12 protein-coding genes and 1 pseudogene are annotated in these 16740 nt (G+C 63.5%); 5 read left to right on the top strand and 8 right to left on the bottom strand.

Annotation, left to right across the window (positions count from 1 at the left end):
• Window positions 1-27: 27 nt before the first annotated feature.
• Entirely contained in the window at window positions 28-1557 is a 1530-nt protein-coding gene (locus tag ACIQ3Q_RS16595; protein ID WP_396270291.1) for an IS3 family transposase, read from the bottom strand.
• A 44-nt stretch (window positions 1558-1601) separates the two neighbouring features.
• Here ACIQ3Q_RS16595 and ACIQ3Q_RS16590 point away from each other — a divergent pair.
• From ACIQ3Q_RS16590 to ACIQ3Q_RS16580, 3 genes and pseudogenes are all read left to right on the top strand, one after another.
• Window positions 1602-2216 (top strand): annotated as a pseudogene (locus tag ACIQ3Q_RS16590) (mechanosensitive ion channel family protein); the annotation flags it as partial.
• 201 nt (window positions 2217-2417) lie between these two features.
• Window positions 2418-3335, top strand: coding sequence for a sigma-70 family RNA polymerase sigma factor (locus ACIQ3Q_RS16585; RefSeq protein WP_396270290.1), 918 nt, complete (start codon window positions 2418-2420; stop codon window positions 3333-3335).
• 25 nt (window positions 3336-3360) lie between these two features.
• Window positions 3361-4572 carry a lytic murein transglycosylase gene (locus ACIQ3Q_RS16580; RefSeq protein WP_396270289.1) on the top strand — a complete coding sequence of 404 codons (1212 nt, stop codon included), beginning with the start codon at window positions 3361-3363 and terminating at the stop codon, window positions 4570-4572.
• Here ACIQ3Q_RS16580 and ACIQ3Q_RS16575 read toward each other — a convergent pair.
• A complete protein-coding gene (locus tag ACIQ3Q_RS16575; protein WP_396270288.1) occupies window positions 4556-5632 on the bottom strand; it encodes a patatin-like phospholipase family protein in 1077 nt (358 codons plus the stop codon). The two genes, ACIQ3Q_RS16580 and ACIQ3Q_RS16575, sit on opposite strands and share 17 nt — an antisense overlap.
• Window positions 5633-5872: 240 nt before the next feature.
• Between ACIQ3Q_RS16575 and ACIQ3Q_RS16570 the strand changes: the two genes are divergently transcribed.
• Window positions 5873-6604, top strand: coding sequence for a YdiY family protein (locus ACIQ3Q_RS16570; protein WP_396270287.1), 732 nt, complete (start codon window positions 5873-5875; stop codon window positions 6602-6604).
• 392 nt (window positions 6605-6996) lie between these two features.
• On the opposite strand, the gene ACIQ3Q_RS16565 is transcribed toward ACIQ3Q_RS16570, so the two are convergent.
• The 4 genes from ACIQ3Q_RS16565 to ACIQ3Q_RS16550 all read right to left on the bottom strand — a co-directional run bounded on the left by ACIQ3Q_RS16565 (window position 6997) and on the right by ACIQ3Q_RS16550 (window position 10485).
• On the bottom strand, window positions 6997-7326 hold the full coding sequence (locus ACIQ3Q_RS16565) for a hypothetical protein (protein WP_396270286.1): 330 nt from the start codon (window positions 7324-7326) through the stop codon (window positions 6997-6999).
• A 112-nt stretch (window positions 7327-7438) separates the two neighbouring features.
• On the bottom strand, window positions 7439-7855 hold the full coding sequence (locus ACIQ3Q_RS16560; protein ID WP_396270285.1) for a hypothetical protein: 417 nt from the start codon (window positions 7853-7855) through the stop codon (window positions 7439-7441).
• A 600-nt stretch (window positions 7856-8455) separates the two neighbouring features.
• Entirely contained in the window at window positions 8456-10150 is a 1695-nt protein-coding gene (locus ACIQ3Q_RS16555; RefSeq protein WP_396270284.1) for an NAD(P)/FAD-dependent oxidoreductase, read from the bottom strand.
• Between the two features lie 167 nt (window positions 10151-10317).
• Window positions 10318-10485, bottom strand: coding sequence for a hypothetical protein (locus ACIQ3Q_RS16550; RefSeq protein ID WP_210808071.1), 168 nt, complete (start codon window positions 10483-10485; stop codon window positions 10318-10320).
• 157 nt (window positions 10486-10642) lie between these two features.
• Between ACIQ3Q_RS16550 and ACIQ3Q_RS16545 the strand changes: the two genes are divergently transcribed.
• Window positions 10643-11641 (top strand): tol-pal system YbgF family protein, encoded by a 999-nt coding sequence (locus tag ACIQ3Q_RS16545; protein WP_396270281.1) that lies wholly within the window; start codon window positions 10643-10645, stop codon window positions 11639-11641.
• A gap of 60 nt (window positions 11642-11701) precedes the next feature.
• Here ACIQ3Q_RS16545 and ACIQ3Q_RS16540 read toward each other — a convergent pair whose 3' ends face one another.
• Together ACIQ3Q_RS16540 and ACIQ3Q_RS16535 are read right to left on the bottom strand one after the other, a co-directional pair.
• Window positions 11702-14269 (bottom strand): TonB-dependent receptor plug domain-containing protein, encoded by a 2568-nt coding sequence (locus tag ACIQ3Q_RS16540; RefSeq protein WP_396270295.1) that lies wholly within the window; start codon window positions 14267-14269, stop codon window positions 11702-11704.
• Between the two features lie 50 nt (window positions 14270-14319).
• Window positions 14320-16671 (bottom strand): penicillin acylase family protein, encoded by a 2352-nt coding sequence (locus ACIQ3Q_RS16535; RefSeq protein ID WP_396270280.1) that lies wholly within the window; start codon window positions 16669-16671, stop codon window positions 14320-14322.
• Window positions 16672-16740: the final 69 nt, after the last annotated feature.

The following is a 16740-nucleotide window of genomic DNA, read 5'->3' as shown; positions in this document are numbered from 1 at the left end:
GGGGGTGCGGCAGAAAACTTGGACTGGTTAAACAGCGATCCCCAGCGTCCGGCGATGTTCGATCGGGCTGCGGGCTCCAAGTGAGACTTTGATCCGTGCCTCGTTGTACCACCGGATGTAGGTGTCCAAGCAGGCAATGAATTCGCCGATGGTCGTGTTCAGCCAATCACGAGAGTAGAACATCTCGATCTTCAATCGGCCGAAGAAGCCCTCGCATGCGGCGTTGTCTGGTGAGCACCCCTTGCGCGACATGGAGCGAACCAGCTTGGCATCGGCGATCCGCGATAGCCAGCCGGGCCAACGATAGTGGCCGCCACGGTCCGAATGCACCACTGGCCGAGCGCCGCTGGCAGCGATCTTGTCGATGGCCGCGTCTAGCATCGTGTTGACCAACTCGGCATTTGGTCGCGTACCGATCGACCAACTCACGACCAGGCCATCAAAGCAATCGATCATCGGCGAGAGGTAGACCTTGCCTGCCGGGATTTGGAATTCCGTGATGTCGGTGAGCCACTTCTCGTTCGGTGAACTGGCGTTGAAGTCACGGTTGAGGAGGTTGTCCGGTGCGGGACTGATCTCACCCATGTATGAGCCGTATCGACGACGCTTGCTTGTTGCGGCGACTAGGCGCTCTTCCTTCATCAGGCGCCGCACCACCTTCTCTGATACGGTCATCGACCGCTCGGCCAGCGAGGCGTGAATCCGCCGGGAACCGTAGCAGTTGTAGTTGCGCTCAAAGATGTCGGTCATAGCTTTGCGCACGTTGGCGTACTTATCGGCCACTTCGAGGCGGGCCCGATGGTAGAAGTAAGAGCTGCGTGGCAGGTCCAGTTCGCAGAGCAGTTCCGTCACCGTGTAGGTCGACTTCAGGGCATCAACCAGCAGCGTCTTCTCCCGATTCGTCAGGTGTTGCTGATCGATGCCCAGTTCTTTTTTTAGGAGTTCGTTCGCCTTCTTCAACAGGTCCTTCTCAAGCTGCAGCCGCCTGATGTCCTGTCGCAGCGCGTCCAGTTGGTGTTCCAGGGTTGATTGATCGGACCTTGCGGATGCGTCTTGCTTGCGCTTCATGGATGCGGATACGTCGTGGCCAAGCAATTGATTCTTCCATTGGTACAGTGATCCCCGAGACACGCCAACCTCGTCGGCAACAGCCTGTGCGCTGGTTTGGCGCGTGCACAAGGCAATCACAGCAGACTGCTTGGCTTCAGGTGCCAGCTCTTGGGATCGACCAAAGACGCAGCCACCCTCGCGCGGATGACGCTCTTCAAGCCAGGCAGACAGCAATGACCGTGAGGGATAGCCCAGCGCCTTGATCGTCACCGCGATGCAGCGGCCATGTTCAAGGAAATGTTCAACAGCTCGGTGCTTGTCAGCCTGAGAGTACCTTGGACGGCGTACGTAGCCTGCTGGCAAGTCTTGGCGCAGCTCGTACTCGCGATACCAGGATCTGAGCGAGTTCTTCGTCGGATACCCGAGTTGGCGAATGGTCAAGCCGACGCGCTTACCCAGCTTGATGTACAGCTGCACGGCTCGAAGCCGATCCTCGTATGAAAACATGAACTACCTCCTGGTAGTCCAAGAAATCGTCCGCACCCCCGGCGCTCAATATTGCCTTGGTGATGGGCATTCTGGGCTATGCCGGGATTCAGACCACCTCCTTCGCCGCCTTGCTGGCCGGTGCGGGTGTGGCGATTGGCGCCGCCTGGAGCGGCATGCTGGGCAACTTTGCCGCCGGTGCCTTCATGTTGGTGTTGCGGCCCTTCAAGGTCGGCGACTTCGTCAGCGTGGCCGGCGTGGTGGGCACGGTGCGTGAGCTGGGCTTGTTTGCCACCACCATCGTCACCCCTGACAACGTGCTGACCATGGTGGGCAACGGCAAGATCTTTGCTGACACCATGCAGAACTTCTCGGTGTTGCCCGCACGCCGGGTGGACCGCACCGCGCAGTTGGCCGGCAGCGTGGACCCGATTGACGCCATTCGCCGCCTGCGTGAAGCCGTGGCCAAGATCCCCAATGTGGTGGCTGACCCTGGCGTGGAAGTGGCGCTGCTGGACATGAACCTGAACGGCCCGGTGATTGCCGTGCGCCCTTACACCAACAACCAGCACTACTGGCAGGTCTATTTCGACACCAATGAGGCGATTGTGCGTGTCTGCCAAGAAGCAGGCTGGCCTGCGCCCACGCCGACGCAGATCACCAAGATCCAACAAGGCTAAACAAATCAAAGATTTGTCCGCTCTTCTTCAAGCCCGGCACCACGCCGGGCTTTTTTCTGGGTGGTGCGGCGGGCGCTGCGCGACATTTGTCACGGTTTTTTGGCGGCTAGCAGAACGGTGACCGAGGTGTAAGCGATATCTGGGGCGAAACCGGCCTTGCTCCATCGATTCGAAATCGGTGGTCTGCCTAACATCGTTCGCATGATCTCGATGCAAGGTGTGCCGTCGGTTCTTATCGCTAAGAACCAATCCTGGGTCCGCAAACAGGCTCAGGCGCTGGTGCGCCATCTGCCTGCCAACGTTGAACGTGCGGACCTGATTCAAGTGGGCCTGATCGCCGTGGCGCAGGCGGCGGTCAGCTTCGAATGGGAAGGCGACCGAGAAACCGAGGAGGCGCAAGAAGCGTTTGTGCGCTATGCCCGAATGCGGGTCAAAGGCGCCATGCTGGATGAGCTGCGCCACATGGACTATTTAACGCGCGGCGAGCGCCGCAAGATCAAGGTTTTGCAAATCGCCCGCGAGCGCTACCGCTCTGAACATGGCCGCGACCCCAGCCCCAACCAGTTGGCGGGTTTGACGGGCATGCCTTCGGAAGAAATCAGCTCGCTGTTGCAAGCCGACCAGCTCGGCCGCTATCAGCAGAGCGTGGACGACGAAGAAGACGAACACGCCCACCGCTTCCACCCGGCCACGCCGCAAGAAGAGGTAGAAGCCCGCGTGGACACCGCCATTGTGATGCGGAGGCTGGAGGCATTCTTCTCAGAACTGCCTGAGCGCGAGCGCATGGTCATCGACGCCTATCTGGGTGTGGGCCTGAGCCCGGTGGAAGTGGCGCGTTCGTTGAATGTGACGCCTTCGCGCGTCTCGCAGATCTATCACTCCGTGGTCAAACGGGTGGCCGCGCACTTTGGCAATGGCCCTGCACCGCAACCTGCTCGCGCCACAGACCGCGTGCGTGGTGCCGAGCTGGCCGACCTGATGCGGGCCCGCGAAGACGAACTCAAGCGCACCGGCCAAGGCGCCTGGGGCGAGATGATGGAGCAGGTGCTGCGCAACACCCGCCGCCAGCAGGCCGACCCGGATCATCTCGAAGTCACCGACACGACGCGCTGGGGGTAGGCGCAAGGGCGGCACAATCCCGCCCATGCACAAGCCATCAATCCTTTGGGCGGCGCTGGCCGCCGTCGGCCTTTTCGCCGCACCGGGCCTGCGCGCCCAAAGCGCCGAAGAGTTTCAAAGCTGCCTGAAGTCCCTCAAGGACGACGCCCGCCGCGCGGGGGTCTCTGCGGCCGGCTATGACAAGTTCACCGACGGCCTGCAGGCCGACTTCTCGGTGCTCCAACTGTTGGACAGCCAGCCCGAGTTCAAAACCCCGATCTGGGATTACCTGGCTGCCTTGGTGGACGAGCAACGCGTGGCCGATGGCCGCGCCTTGCTGGCCCAGCACAAAGAGCTGCTCGACAGAGTGGCCCCGCGCTTTGGCGTGGATGCCGCCACCGTGGTGGCCGTCTGGGGCGTGGAGAGCGACTATGGCCGCTCTTTTGGCAAGCGCCCCTTGCTGCAATCGCTGGGCACCTTGGGCTGCTTCGGGCGGCGCCAGGCCTACTTTCGGGGCGAGTGGTTTGCCTTGATGCGCTTGATCGACCAAGGCGACTTGCGCATCGACGGCCCCCAAGGCACGGCCGGTTTGGTGGGCTCTTGGGCCGGGGCCTTTGGCCACACCCAGTTCATGCCCAGCACCTATCAACGCTTGGCCGTGGACTTTGACGCCGATGGCCGCCGTGACCTGGTGGCCAGCATCCCCGATGCTTTGGCCTCTACCGCCAATTTCTTGGACAAAGCCGGTTGGCGCACTGGCGAGCCTTGGGGTTTTGAGGTGAAGCTGCCCGAAGGCTTGGACACCAAGGGCCAAGGCCGCAGGGTCAAAAAGCCCTTGGCCGATTGGGCGCAAGCCGGTGTGAAACGGGTGGACGGCAAGCCGCTGGGCGAGGGTGGCGCGGCGGGGCTGCTGCTGCCTGCGGGCCCCAAAGGCCCTGCCTTCTTGGTGTTCCGCAACTTTGATGCGATCTACGGCTACAACGCCGCTGAAAGTTATGCCCTGGCCATTGCCCACTTGGCGGATCGCCTGCGCGGCGGCAGCGTGTTTGCCACGCCGTGGCCCACGGATGATGCGGGCCTGAGCCGAGCCGAGCGGCGCGAGCTGCAAACCTTGCTGGCGGCCAAAGGCCATGCGATTGGCGAGATCGACGGCATGTTGGGTGTGGCCTCGCGCCAAGCGATCAAGGCCGAACAGCAGCGCTTGGGGCTGAATGCCGACGGCCGCGCCGGCCAAAAGCTGCTCAAGGCTTTGCGTTGAGGTAGACCTCGGCCACGTCCATGCTGCTGCGCTGGCCCACCTCGCCAGCGTGGTCGGCCAGCCAGGCGGTAGCGGCTTGGCGGCCCAAGCCAAACAATTGCAGCAGCAGGCGCAGGTCGGTGTTGAGCTTGCTGGATGCATCAAAAGGGGCCAGGCCCGCCTCATCGGCAATGCGGTGCATGCGCAGGCTTTTGTAATGGGTCGGGTCTACCCGTTCCTCTTTGAGCAGCTTTTGCACAAAGGCAATGGCCCGCATCTCGGCCACCAAGGAGGCATTGAAGGTGATCTCGTTGACGCGGTCGGCAATGTCGGTGGCGCTGCGGGGGATGCCCTCGCGAACGCGCGGGTTGATTTGCACCAAGAGCACGTCGTCCGTCTGCGTGCCGTAGATCAGCGGCCACAGCGCTGGGTTGCCCGAGAAGCCGCCGTCCCAATAGGGCTCGCCGTCAATCTCCACCGTCTGCGCAATCTGCGGCAGGCAAGCCGAGGCCAAGAGCGCCTCGATGGAGACTTCATGCTGGTCAAAGACCCGGGGCTGCCCGGTGCGCACCGAGGTGGCGGTGATGAACACCTTCAGCGGCCCTTGGCGAATGGCGTCTATGCGCACATGCGCCTGGATCAAGCTGCGCAGTGGGTCCACATTCAAAGGGTTGAGCTGGTAGGGGCTCCACAGTTGCATCCAACTGTTGAACAGCGCCATGCCCGGCCACTGGTCGCGGTTGAAGGCCCAGGCGGGCAGGGCTGTGCTTGGCAGGTGCGCCCCGCCCCAGCACCCCGCACTGCCGCCCACCGCATGCCAAAAGTCATGCAGAGCTTGGCGCGCGCCCTCGCGGCCACCGTCGGCCCAGCCCGTGGCCAGCACGGCCGCATTCATGGCCCCTGCGCTGGTGCCGGAGACGCCATCGGGTGTTAAGCGGCCATCTTCCAGCAGCGCGTCTAGCACGCCCCAGGTGAAGGCGCCATGCGAGCCACCGCCTTGCAGGGCCAGGTCGATGGTGCCCGTCTGAGCCGTTGTGCTGCGGCGAGGACGAGGCCGTGAGCGAGAAGGTGTTTTGGTCATGGTGTGTTCAGGGCGGGCGAAGGCTTGATCGTAGGCCCAATATGAGGGCCTCATCTGGAATGAGAGGTGTGTGGCAGGTGCCGTCGCATCCGCGCCTCAGTGTTGTGATGCCCTTGTGCGCAAGCCGCTTGTAAATCTATGTGGCGCAAGGGGCGCTACCAGAATGAATGAGCTGAACCCTGCGCCGTATCGCGGTGCTTTGGTTTTCTTCTTTTCAACCTCTGTGGAGTGTCTTTGCTCATGAACTCGATTCGTCTGTCTGCTTTAGCCTTGGCCACCGCCGCTCTGTTGGGCGCTTCTGCGGTGTCTGCCCAAACCGTCAATGACGGCCAATGGCACGGCAGCCTCAGCGCTGGCGGCGCCTTTGCCTCGGGCAACACCAGCTCGCGCGTGCTGACGGCCGGCGCCGACGCCACCCGCGCCACCGCTGCCGACAAAATCAGCCTGTACGCCGTGGGCAACTATGCCCGCAACAATCAAACCACCACCGCCAACCTGGGCCGTCTGGGTGGCCGCTATGACTACAACTTGAGCGATGCTCTGTTTGCCTTTGGTGGCGGCGAGTACGAAACCAACAAGGCCGGTGGCTTGAAATCGCGTTACGGCCTGAATGCTGGCCTGGGCTACCGATGGGTGCGCACCAAAGACGCACAAGTCGATGTGTTCGGTGGCGTGGGCTACTCTGATAGCACCTACACCAACAACACCAGCGCCGACGGCGCCGAGCTGATCTTGGGCGAAGAGGGCAGCTACAAGCTCAGCGCCTCCACCACCATCAAGCAACGCTTGGTGTTCTACCCAGGCCTCGGCGACCTGGGTAACCGCGCCACCTTCGACGCCGGCGTCGCCACCGCCATCTCCGGCGGCTGGACCCTGAACACCGGCCTGGCCTGGCGCTACAACAGCGAACCCGCGGCTGGCCTGAAGAAGACCGACACGCTGTTGACGGTGGGCTTCGGCTACAAGTACTGACGCGGGGCCGGCCTGCCCTTCGTGGGGTGGGCTGGTGCTTCGCGAGCCCTGTCGCGGGGTAGTCCCCAGGGCTCATGGAGAGGCGGTCGGCTAAAGCCGACTGCCTTGCGGTGCTCGGGCAAGCACGTGCGCCGTCAAACTCCCTCCGCTCGCCTGCGGCTCGCTATGGTCAAACAATGACGGCGAGTATGTTCTTGAAGCGCGTGAGTACACGCGCCACGCCCTTCCCCTGCGCGCCTCAGCGCCTCTCAAATCGCCCTGGGGCCTACCCCGCGCCAGGGCGGGGGGTCGGTTGGCACTGTTACCCAATGAACTTGTTGGGCGCCGCTGGCGGAGATTTCTTGGGGTGCACACGTTTCAAATGGGTGGGGGCATCCCGCCGAAAGGTGCCGTCACGGCGCATACGCAGCGCGAAGTATTCTGCTGAGGTCGGGGCGGTCCAGGTACTCGATCCCAAACAATTGACCATCGTAGTCAAGGTCTACGTTGAGGCCATGCTCCTTGAGAAAAGAGATGGTTTCTCTGACCGGAGCGCGATCCGCATGCTGTGGGTTGAAGCTTTCACGGACGAGGTAGAGATAGCCCAAGTCACGCCCCGAAAATGTGCAGCGAGCGACCGTCGACCTTCTTAGCTGCTGAGCGAGGCTGTGACGGCCAATTTGCTGCATTGCTTTGGAGAGTTGGTCGACCAACTCCGGCGAAAGGCTATTGAGTGCTGTCATATGCCCGTCCTGCTTGCTGGTTCAATCCGCACTGCGAGCTGATCAATCCGGTTAGGCATTCAATTCTTGTAGAGGAGCTCAACGCTTGTGTGAGGGCAGGGCGGACTCAGATTCAACCTGAATGAGCGAGAGATAAGCCGCCTTTACCGTCTGGTAGCCAGACTTCCGCATTGTCTGAACTGGCGTTGAAGAAGCCGACGCCGTGCTTGGCTGCGAGCTTAAACATTGCGTCATAAGCTTGCTCGGCTTTGGACCATGCAAACGCTGCGTAGATGACAGACTGTCCGACGCTGTAGTCTGTGACCGTTGACTCATCTGCAGGCAAGCTCACCGACGAAAAAGGCCCATTCATGGCAGGGTAGGACTGAATCATTTCCATGAACCAGGCCCGAAGCGCAGGCGTGGAAACCTCCGGGTTGTCATATGAGTGCTCCTCCTCCCACTCGGACTGTTCGTCGTACCACTCCAGGAAGCCTTCTCGTTCTTTCGGTGCTTGCTCTAGTGCGAACACCATCAGGTCATAACTCATGGGGTCATTCCTCCTCGCAATGCATCTATCGTGATGTAGGGTGACAGAGCTACCGTACAACAATAGCGCCTGTCTGCAGAATACCGAAGGCTGTTGATCGATGGCATCGTCTGCGCCATTCGCTTGTGCCTTGTCGGTTTTATTCAGCGCACTCAGCCGTCAGAAACTGCACCCTTTCGCGAGTGCATTTTGGCTGCCCGGTCAGACCATTTGCAACCCCCAACCCGAAGGCGGATGACGCCGGAATTGCGCTGGCGCAGGCCATAGCCCGGGGCGATTTCTTCGGCGCCGAGGCGCGCAGGGCAAGGGCGTGGCGCGCGTACCCGCGCGCTTCAAGAACATACTCGCCGTCATTGTTTGACCACAGCGAACCGCAGGTGAGCGGAGGGAGTTTGACGGCGCACGGCCTTGACCGAGCACCGAGGGCAGTCGGCCTTGGCCGACCGCCGATGCATGAGCCCCGGGCTATGGCCTGCGGCAGCGCATGCTCAACCGCTGCAGGCCCAGCAACCACTGCAGGTCAAACAACCGCAGCAAACCTAGCAAGCCTCGATCAAGCCCCAACAAGCCACGAGCATGCAGGCACCAAAACCAACAAACTTAAGCCCGCGAAGCCACGCCCAACATCGCCGCCCCCAGCGCCTCTGCCACTTCAATGCCATCAACGCCCGCTGACATGATGCCGCCGGCGTAGCCCGCGCCTTCGCCGGCAGGGTAGAGGCCTTGCGTGTTGAGGCTTTGGTAGTCGCGGCCGCGGTTGATGCGCAAGGGCGACGAAGTGCGGGTTTCGACGCCGGTCAACACCGCATCGGCCATGTCGAAGCCGCGGATCTGGCGGCCGAAGGCGGGTAGGGCTTCGCGGATGGTTTGCAGGACGTAGGGCGGCAGGCTTTCGCGGCCGGGTTCAGACAAGTCGGTCAGGTGCACGCCGGGCTTGTATGAAGGCATGACGCTGCCAAAGGCTTGGCCCGAGCGGGGGCCGCGTTGGTTCTTGAGGAAGTCGCCCACCAACTGGCCGGGGGCGACATAGCCGCCGCCGCCCAGCTCATAAGCGCGGGACTCCCAGATGCGCTGGAAGGCCATGCCGTCCAGTGGGTTCACCGGGCCGCTGCCGCCGGGGTCGCGGCGATAGTCTTCGGGCGAGATGCCCACCACGATGCCGGCGTTGGCGTTGCGCTCATTGCGGGAGTACTGGCTCATGCCATTGGTGACCACGCGCTCGGGCTCAGACGTGGCCGCCACCACCGTGCCGCCCGGGCACATGCAAAAGCTGTAGGCGGCGCGGCCGGTGCTGGCGTGGTGCACCAGCTTGTAGTCGGCCGCACCCAAGATGGGGTGGCCGGCATTGGGGCCGAAACGGGCCTTGTCGATCAGGCTTTGCGGGTGCTCAATGCGATAGCCGATGGAGAAGGGTTTGGCCTCCATCTGCACGCCGCGTTCATGCAGCATGGTGAAGGTGTCCCGGGCGCTGTGGCCCAGGGCCAGCACCACATGGTCGGTGCGGATCTCTTCGCCACTGGCCAGCGTCACGCCGCGCACATGGCGCTGGCCGCCCCGGCCTTTCTCGATGCGCACATCCACCACCTGCTGGCTAAAGCGGATCTCGCCGCCCAGGGCCTCAATGTCGGCGCGCATCTTCTCGACCATGCTCACCAGGCGGAAGGTGCCGATGTGCGGCTTGCTCACGAAGAGGATCTCGTCAGGTGCGCCGGCCTTTACAAACTCCGTTAAGACCTTGCGCGTCAGGTGGCGCGGGTCGGAGATTTGGCTCCAGAGCTTGCCATCAGAGAACGTACCGGCGCCGCCCTCGCCGAACTGCACATTAGAGCCCGCATCCAGCACGCCCTGGCGCCACAGGCCCCAGGTGTCTTTGGTGCGCTCACGCACGGCCTTGCCACGTTCCAGCACGATGGGCTTCAAACCCATTTGCGCCAGGATCAGGGCCGCAAAAATGCCGCAGGGGCCAAAGCCGATGACCACGGGCCGCGGGCGTTCGCCCGATGTGTAGAAATCTGCGGGCGCATGGCCGACGAATTGGTAGCGGGTGTCGGGGCTGGGGCGGATGTGGGCATCACCCTGGTGGCGCGCCAGCACAGCGGCCTCGTTGGCCAGCTCGCAGTCCACGGTGTAGATCAACACCATGGCGGTCTTTTTGCGGGCGTCATAGGCGCGCTTGAAGACCGTGAAACCCAGCAAATCTGCTTCGCGGGCCAAGCCGAGCCGGGCCACCACGGCGGGTCGCAAGGCGTCCTCGGGGTGGTTCAGCGGCAGGCGCAGTTCGGTGATGCGAAGCATGATGAGCAGCAGGGTGAGCGTGCGTGAAAGACAGTGGCCCGAAAACGGCAAAGCGGCCTTGTCGGTGGCGCCACCTCGTCAGGTGGCTTCACACGGCAGGGCCGCTGGCGGGGATGGGCTGGGTGGATGCCAGCCCTGAGGCGCCGTGTGAGCAGCGCCCGGGGGAATTAACCGCCCTTCTTGGCCCGCTTGCCAGGGTTCTTCTTGCTGCGGGTGTGCGAGCCGCGCTCCAGGCTCACCTTTTGGCCGTGGCCAGCAGTGAAAGCGACGCCAGTGGGGGCAGCAGGACGGGGAGTGGCTTTGCGGTCAGCTTCGGTAACGATCTTGTTGCCCATGAATGGCTCCGTTGAACGAGAAAATCAGGCGGAATGCGCCCCAGTGGCGTCATCCAGAACCCTCCATTAGGCCACAAAACTGTAACCGTGGTTCGAAGGCCCTCTCCTAGAGGGCCAAGAAGGGCTGACACAATGCTCGCCCATGAGGCTGCCTGAGATGAACGCGATGATCAAAGCCCTGAGCCGTGTGGGCTTGTTGCTGACAGCGCTATGCGCGGCGCCTGCCGTGCAGGCCCAAGTCTTCAAAGAGCCCGCGCTAGAGGCGCTGCTGCTGAACGACAACTACACCGAGTTGGCCCGCTTGGGCGCCGCCCGTACGGCGGCGGATGCCAGCGATGACCAAGCCGTCTTGGCCATGGCTTTGGCGGCCTTGCGCAGCAATGCACCGGCGCAACGGCAGGCGGCCTTGGAGCGGGCGCAGCAGTGCGTGGAGCGCGTGCCCAAAGCGGCGGCCTGTCATTACGCCTGGGGTGCTGTCTTGGGCGTGCAAGCCATGTCTGAGGGCATGATGAAGATGGCGGGCAGTGTGGGCCGCATCAAGGATGAGCTGCGCACGGCCTCAGCCCTGGAGCCCGCGTGGTTCCCGGCGCGGGGCGCGGTGGTGGAGTTTTACTTGCAAGCCCCAGGCTTGGTGGGCGGCAGTGTCAGCACGGCCAAAGAACTGGCCTTGGCTGCGCCCAAGCCCGAGCAGGTGACGGCCCTGCAAGGGCGATTGGCCTTGCACGACAAGCAGTTTGACCACGCGCTCAAGGTGCTGGGGACTTTGCAGTTGGACCCCAACACCAGCATGGCGCGGGAGGTGCGCCAGTGGCAGTTGTCGGCGGCCATGTCTTTGCTGAACGACGGGCACACCGAGCGCGTGCGCCCGACGCTGGAGCGCCTGATGCGCGAGCGCGCAGACGCCCTGGGCCTGTGGGGCATGGCGCGCCTGCATGCAGTAACTGGTGCTCACGACCAAGCCTTGCAATTGCTCGACAAGCTGGCACCCCTGCCGGGTGCGGACCGCCTGCCGGTGGACTATCGCCGAGGTGTCTCGCAACAAGCCCTGGGCCAGTTGGAGGCCGCCAAGGCGGCGTTCCAACGCTTTGTGGCCAAAGGCTCTTCCGCCAAGAACTTGGTGGAGGACGCCAAGCAGCGCTTGCAGAACCTGCGCTGAGCCTGGCCCATGAAAAAGCCGCCCCGAAGGGCGGCTCGCGGCGCAGGCGGAGGATGACGCTTACTTGAACTGATAGGCCGCCGAGGCGTACCAGAAGCGGCCACGCGGGTCGGCGAAGGAGCCGGCAAAGCCCGCCGCATGGGAGCCATAGCTGGACGAGGCCACAAATGGGGGCTCGGTGTCCAACAAGTTGCGCACACCCAGTGTCAGCTTCAGGTTCTTGAAGCCGCTGTAGCCCACGGCCAAGTTCCAACGGCTGGTGTCCTTGACTTGGTAGGGCTCATCCACGCCCAGATTGGTGTTCACCACAGCGGCGGATTCAGTCCAGCCATTGGTGAAGACGTTTTCCAGCGAGGTGTTCCATGCGCCCCAGGACCAGTCAAAACCCAAGGTGTGCTGCCAACGCGGCACGGGTGCGTTGCCCCCCGCAGACTGGCCAGCATAGTCGGTGTAGGGCGAGTCTTTGCCGTTTTGCTGCGACCACTTGATGACATAAGTGCCGTTCAGGCTCACGCCCATCTTGCCCATGTCGCCCAGGCCAAAGCCAGTGCGCACGTCCAGGTCCAAACCAGAGGTTTTCAGGCCGCCAAGGTTTTCAACAGGGGTTTCGATGTAGGAGATAAAGCCATCGCTGGTGCGCTTGACCCGGCTCTTGTACTTGGCGTAGAGCGCCGCATCGGTCATCAGGGTGTCGCCCGAGATCACACCGATCTGGTCCTTTTTCTGGATGTTCCAGTAGTCCAGGGCCACGCTGACATTGCGCACCGGCTCCAGCACCATACCAAAGGCGAACTGGCGGCTGGTTTCGGGCTTTAGATTCTTGTCGCTGGAGTAGCGCACGTTGAACTGGGTGTTACAGCGGGGGTCGTCCGCTTTGCCGGCCGGGCAGTCGGGGTCGATCTGGGCATCCGCCGTGTTGGAGTTGGAGACGGGGCTGTTCACGTCCCACAGGGTGGGGGCGCGGAAGCCGGTGCCGACGCTGGCTCGCAGCAGCAACTCTTTGTTCGGCTGCACCCGCAAGGCCAGGCGGGGGTTGAAGCTGCCGCCGAAGTCGCTGTATTTGTCATAGCGCGCGGCCGCGGTCAGCTCCACGCCCTTGGCAAACGGCATGGACAGCTCGGAGTACACCGCATAGATGTTGCGGCTGGCCGTGGTGGCGGGCACCGAGCCCTCGCCACCAATGTGAGAGCCTTTGGAATACTCGGCATTGGTCGGTCTGTCGTTGGCCTTTTCTTGGCGCAGATCCGTGCCAATCGCAATCGCCATCGAGCCACCCGCCATCTTGCTCAGCTCGCGGCTGGCTTTGGCGTCGAACGCCAAAGTGGTGCCCGTGGATTGGCGCACTTTGCCGGTGAGGGCGGCGCCCGCCAGCAGGTCTTTGCCGGTTTGGTCGTTCGGGCCAAAGGGGTTGACATTGCCAGTGCGCAGCGCGGCCAGGTAAGGCTCTTCCAGCAGATAGCCGCTGTAAACCAAGGTGCCACGGGACTGGGCGTAGTTCAGGCCCATGTCATAGTCCCAACCCGACAGCACACCCGTCGCGCCAACAACCATGCGGTACTGCTCGTTGGTGTTGTCGCTGACGCGGTTGCCCACGTCCAGGGAGCGGGTGGCAATCTCAGCGAAGCCATCGCCATCGGCATCCCAGTCGGCAGCGGTATAGCCCAGGCGCGTCAGCAGCGCGATGGGAAAGTACTTGCTGTTGGTGGGCATCACCACATTCGGGTAGTTGCCGTCAGCACGCACCTTCATGGCCGAGCCGTCGATGGGCGTGGGGGCCACCCGGCCGATGGTGGCATTGCGGGCCAGCGAGGCTTCAACAAACACCTGGTGGTCTGCGTTGAGGTTGAAGGTGGCGCGGCCAAAAAGGTCAGACTTGGTGCTGTCAGGCAGGTTGTCCAACATGGCGGCGTAGATCGCACGGCAACGCAACACCGGGTCACCGCTGGGCGTCTTGCCTGCGCCTGTTTGAACGACGCTGTTAACGGGGTCGCAGGCCGCCATGTTGGCGCTAGGGTTGGTGTAGGCGCCGGGGGTGATGCCCAAGTCCATCAAGCGGCCTGGGAAGGCCCGAAACGAGGTGGGGGGCAGAGAGCCAGGAACCTCAGAGGCGTGGCGCAGGTAGAGGCCTTGATCAACCGCTTGAATGCGGGTTTGCTTCTTGACGTTGCCGGTGACGAGGAAGTTATAGCCGTCTTTGCTCAAGTCACCTGTACCAAAGGCCAAGGAGGCGCCGGTCTCTTTGCCGCCCACGCCGGCTTGAGTGTCGCCATAGCGCAGCTTGATCTCACCGTTGGTGTAGTCCTTGCGGGTGATGAAGTTGATCACCCCGCCCACGGCGTCCGTGCCGTAGACGGCAGAAGCACCGTCGCGCAGGATCTCGATGCGGTCAATGGCGGCGAAGGGAATGCTGTTCAAGTCCACCGCCACCGAACCGCCAATGGAGCCAAAGGGGTGGCCCGCCAAGCGCCGGCCATTCAGTAGCACCAAGGTGGAGTTAGGCCCCAAGCCCCGCATATTCGCGTTGGACGTGGCATAGCCCACACCCTGGGTGCTGTCAGACACCATGCCCGAGCTGGCCGAGACTCGGCGCAGCACGTCTTCGACATTGGTCGCACCGCTCTTCTCAATCTGCTCGCGGTTTCAACCCTAGGTGTTGCTGATGCGTGTATCCAGTTGCTTCAAGGTCGGATCAGTGTCAGGGGCGGCGCGATGCGCGCCTGCTCAACATCGGCCCGGTGGAAGGGCAGCACGGGCCACTGCTTGGCCACATAACGTTGGAGTTGATCCGTGGCATGGGCTGAGGCCGAGTCGCTGCTTTGGCCGTAAGTCAGGATGGCCTGGGCCAGCGGCCCGCGCTCGTCAAAGGTGACCGTCTGCACATAACTGGTGCCGTAGTCAATGCGCAGGCCTTTGGGGCCGATGCCCGGTGCGGCGCGGTCGCCCAGGTTGTTGAGCACGCCTTCGATCTCATCGCCGCCATGCAGACCAATGGCCTGTTCGGTGATGACGGGGCGCTGCACGCTGGCCAGGGTGGCGTCGAGTGCAAAGCCGGCGTCTTTGACCTTCTTCACGGCAGCTGCCAAGGCCTCCCAGACCTTGGTGGCCACGGCGTCGTCGGCCATCTTCAGGCCGGTGGGGGTGGCCACGGGCTGGGTCGCATCAAAGGGGATGCGATAGACCTGCGGGATGGCGCGTGCGGTGCGCCAGAACTCTCTGAACAGGTGGGCACCCCGGGCATCGCCATTGCTGGTCAGGTTCCAGCCCTTCAGGGCGGCACAGCCTTCGCGGGCGTCTGCGCTGCTGGGTGGCGTGGCTTGGCAGGCGGCCAGCAAGTCGGGCACCACTTGGGCGCCGATGAAGTTGTGGTTGCCAAAGAGCTGCTGCTGCACGCTGGCCGGGCTGGCCTTGCCACGCGCCAGCATTTGGGGGATCTCGGTCAGGCCTGCGCGGGTGCGGGGGCGGCTGACGCTGGCGTCACCCACCAGGGGCGGGATACCCTCAAACTTTTGGGCCGGGTGGCTGTAGAAAAAGCTGTCGTTGCTGTTGTGCACCCAGTCTGTGCGCACGGCCACGGGCAGGCGGCCGATGGGGGTGAGGCCGGGCACGGCGGAGGCGCTGTCGCGCTTCCAGTCGCAGTCGCTGCGGCTGCCATTGAGCACCACCAGCCCGGCAGCCTTGAACAGCGCCGCGGCCCCCGCGCTGGGCGCGCAGCGCTGCAGTTGGGCCGCGTCTACATCGGGCACCACGCTGGCGTCTGCGTACAGGGCTTGGCCGTGGCGGTCGGCGGCAATGGTGTTGACCCAGGGCGTGCCCAGGTTGGCCAAGCCTTGGCGCATGTCGGCCACGCTGGTGGCACGGTTCAGGGCCAGCCAGGTGTCCACAGACCGCGCATTGCCGCTGTTGGCGTCTTGCAGGGCATAGGCGGTCTGCGCCGTCCAGCCCAGCCGCGCATTGGGCACCACCACCACCGGCCCCCAGCGTGTGTCCCACAGGGTGTGGGTCTTGGTGGCCAGGCTGCCATCGGCCTGTTTGACCTGAATGCTGAGGGTGCGCGGGCGCATGGCCTCGGGCTTGCCGTCCAGCAGGTAGTGCGTGGGCTGGCCCTCCACCAAGCTCAGCTCATGCAAGGTGAAGCGCTTGCCGGTGGAGACGGTGTGTGACCAGGCCACGTCTTTGTTAAAGCCGATCTGCACCACCGCACCGTGGCCGATGGCGGCGCCCATCACATCCAACTGGCCGGGAATGGTCAGATGCATCTGCCAAAAGCGGTTCACGCCCACCCAGGGGAAGTGCGGGTTGCCTAGCAGCAGGCCGCGACCATTGGCGCTGCTGTCCTTGCCAAAGGCCCAGGCATTGGAGCCGTAGGGCGAATCCAGCAAGCCACGCTCGCGCATCTCGGCGGCGGCCAAGGCCAGCGGCGGCAGTTCAGCAGCTTGGGCGGCTTTGGCCGCCGGGGGCTGGGCGCCCAGCAGGCCATCGGCCAAGGCGGCAATGCCGGCTTGCACGCTGCTGAGCTCACTCAGGCGGCGCATATCGGCTTCCGTCATGGGGCGCACCCAGGGCTGGCCTGCACAGGCTGCGGGCAGCTTTTGAGCGTGGTCGGCCAGATAGCGGTTGAAGCCGGCCACATAGCCTTTCAGCATGGCTTGGGCGTCGGCGCTGGTGCGGGCCCAGGCACGCTCAAGGGCGGCATCGTCCATGTGGGCGGCGATGAAGAAGTCGATCTGCTCATTGGGCAGCGCTCGCAAGCCCAGCGGGCCGCGGGCGCTGCCGCCCAAGAATTTGGAGCGCTCGCCCCGCACGGTGAGCAACTGCTGCGCGGTTTGGCAGACGTTGTCCTGTGCGTGAGCATAGGCCACGCCGTAGGCCAAGGTTTCCATGTCCGGTGCGGTGATGTGAGCCACGCCATGGGTGGTGCGCTCCAGCACCGCGCTGCGGGCCGCCAGTGGGGCCGTGGCAGTGCTGGCGCAGCCGCCAAGCAAGGCGGCTGTGCTGCACAACAAAGCCAGCGCAGGAAGGGACTTGGGCATGGAGGCTCCTATTGTTTGATGAGATGGGCCATGGTGCGACTTTGGCCACGCGCCCGCCACCGCATCTTC

It is taken from the genome of Ideonella sp. (assembly GCF_044358605.1).
GTDB lineage: Bacteria > Pseudomonadota > Gammaproteobacteria > Burkholderiales > Burkholderiaceae_C > Ideonella.
The sequence above is the reverse complement of the archived record's forward strand: the minus strand, read 5'-3'. Positions and strand labels throughout refer to the sequence as shown.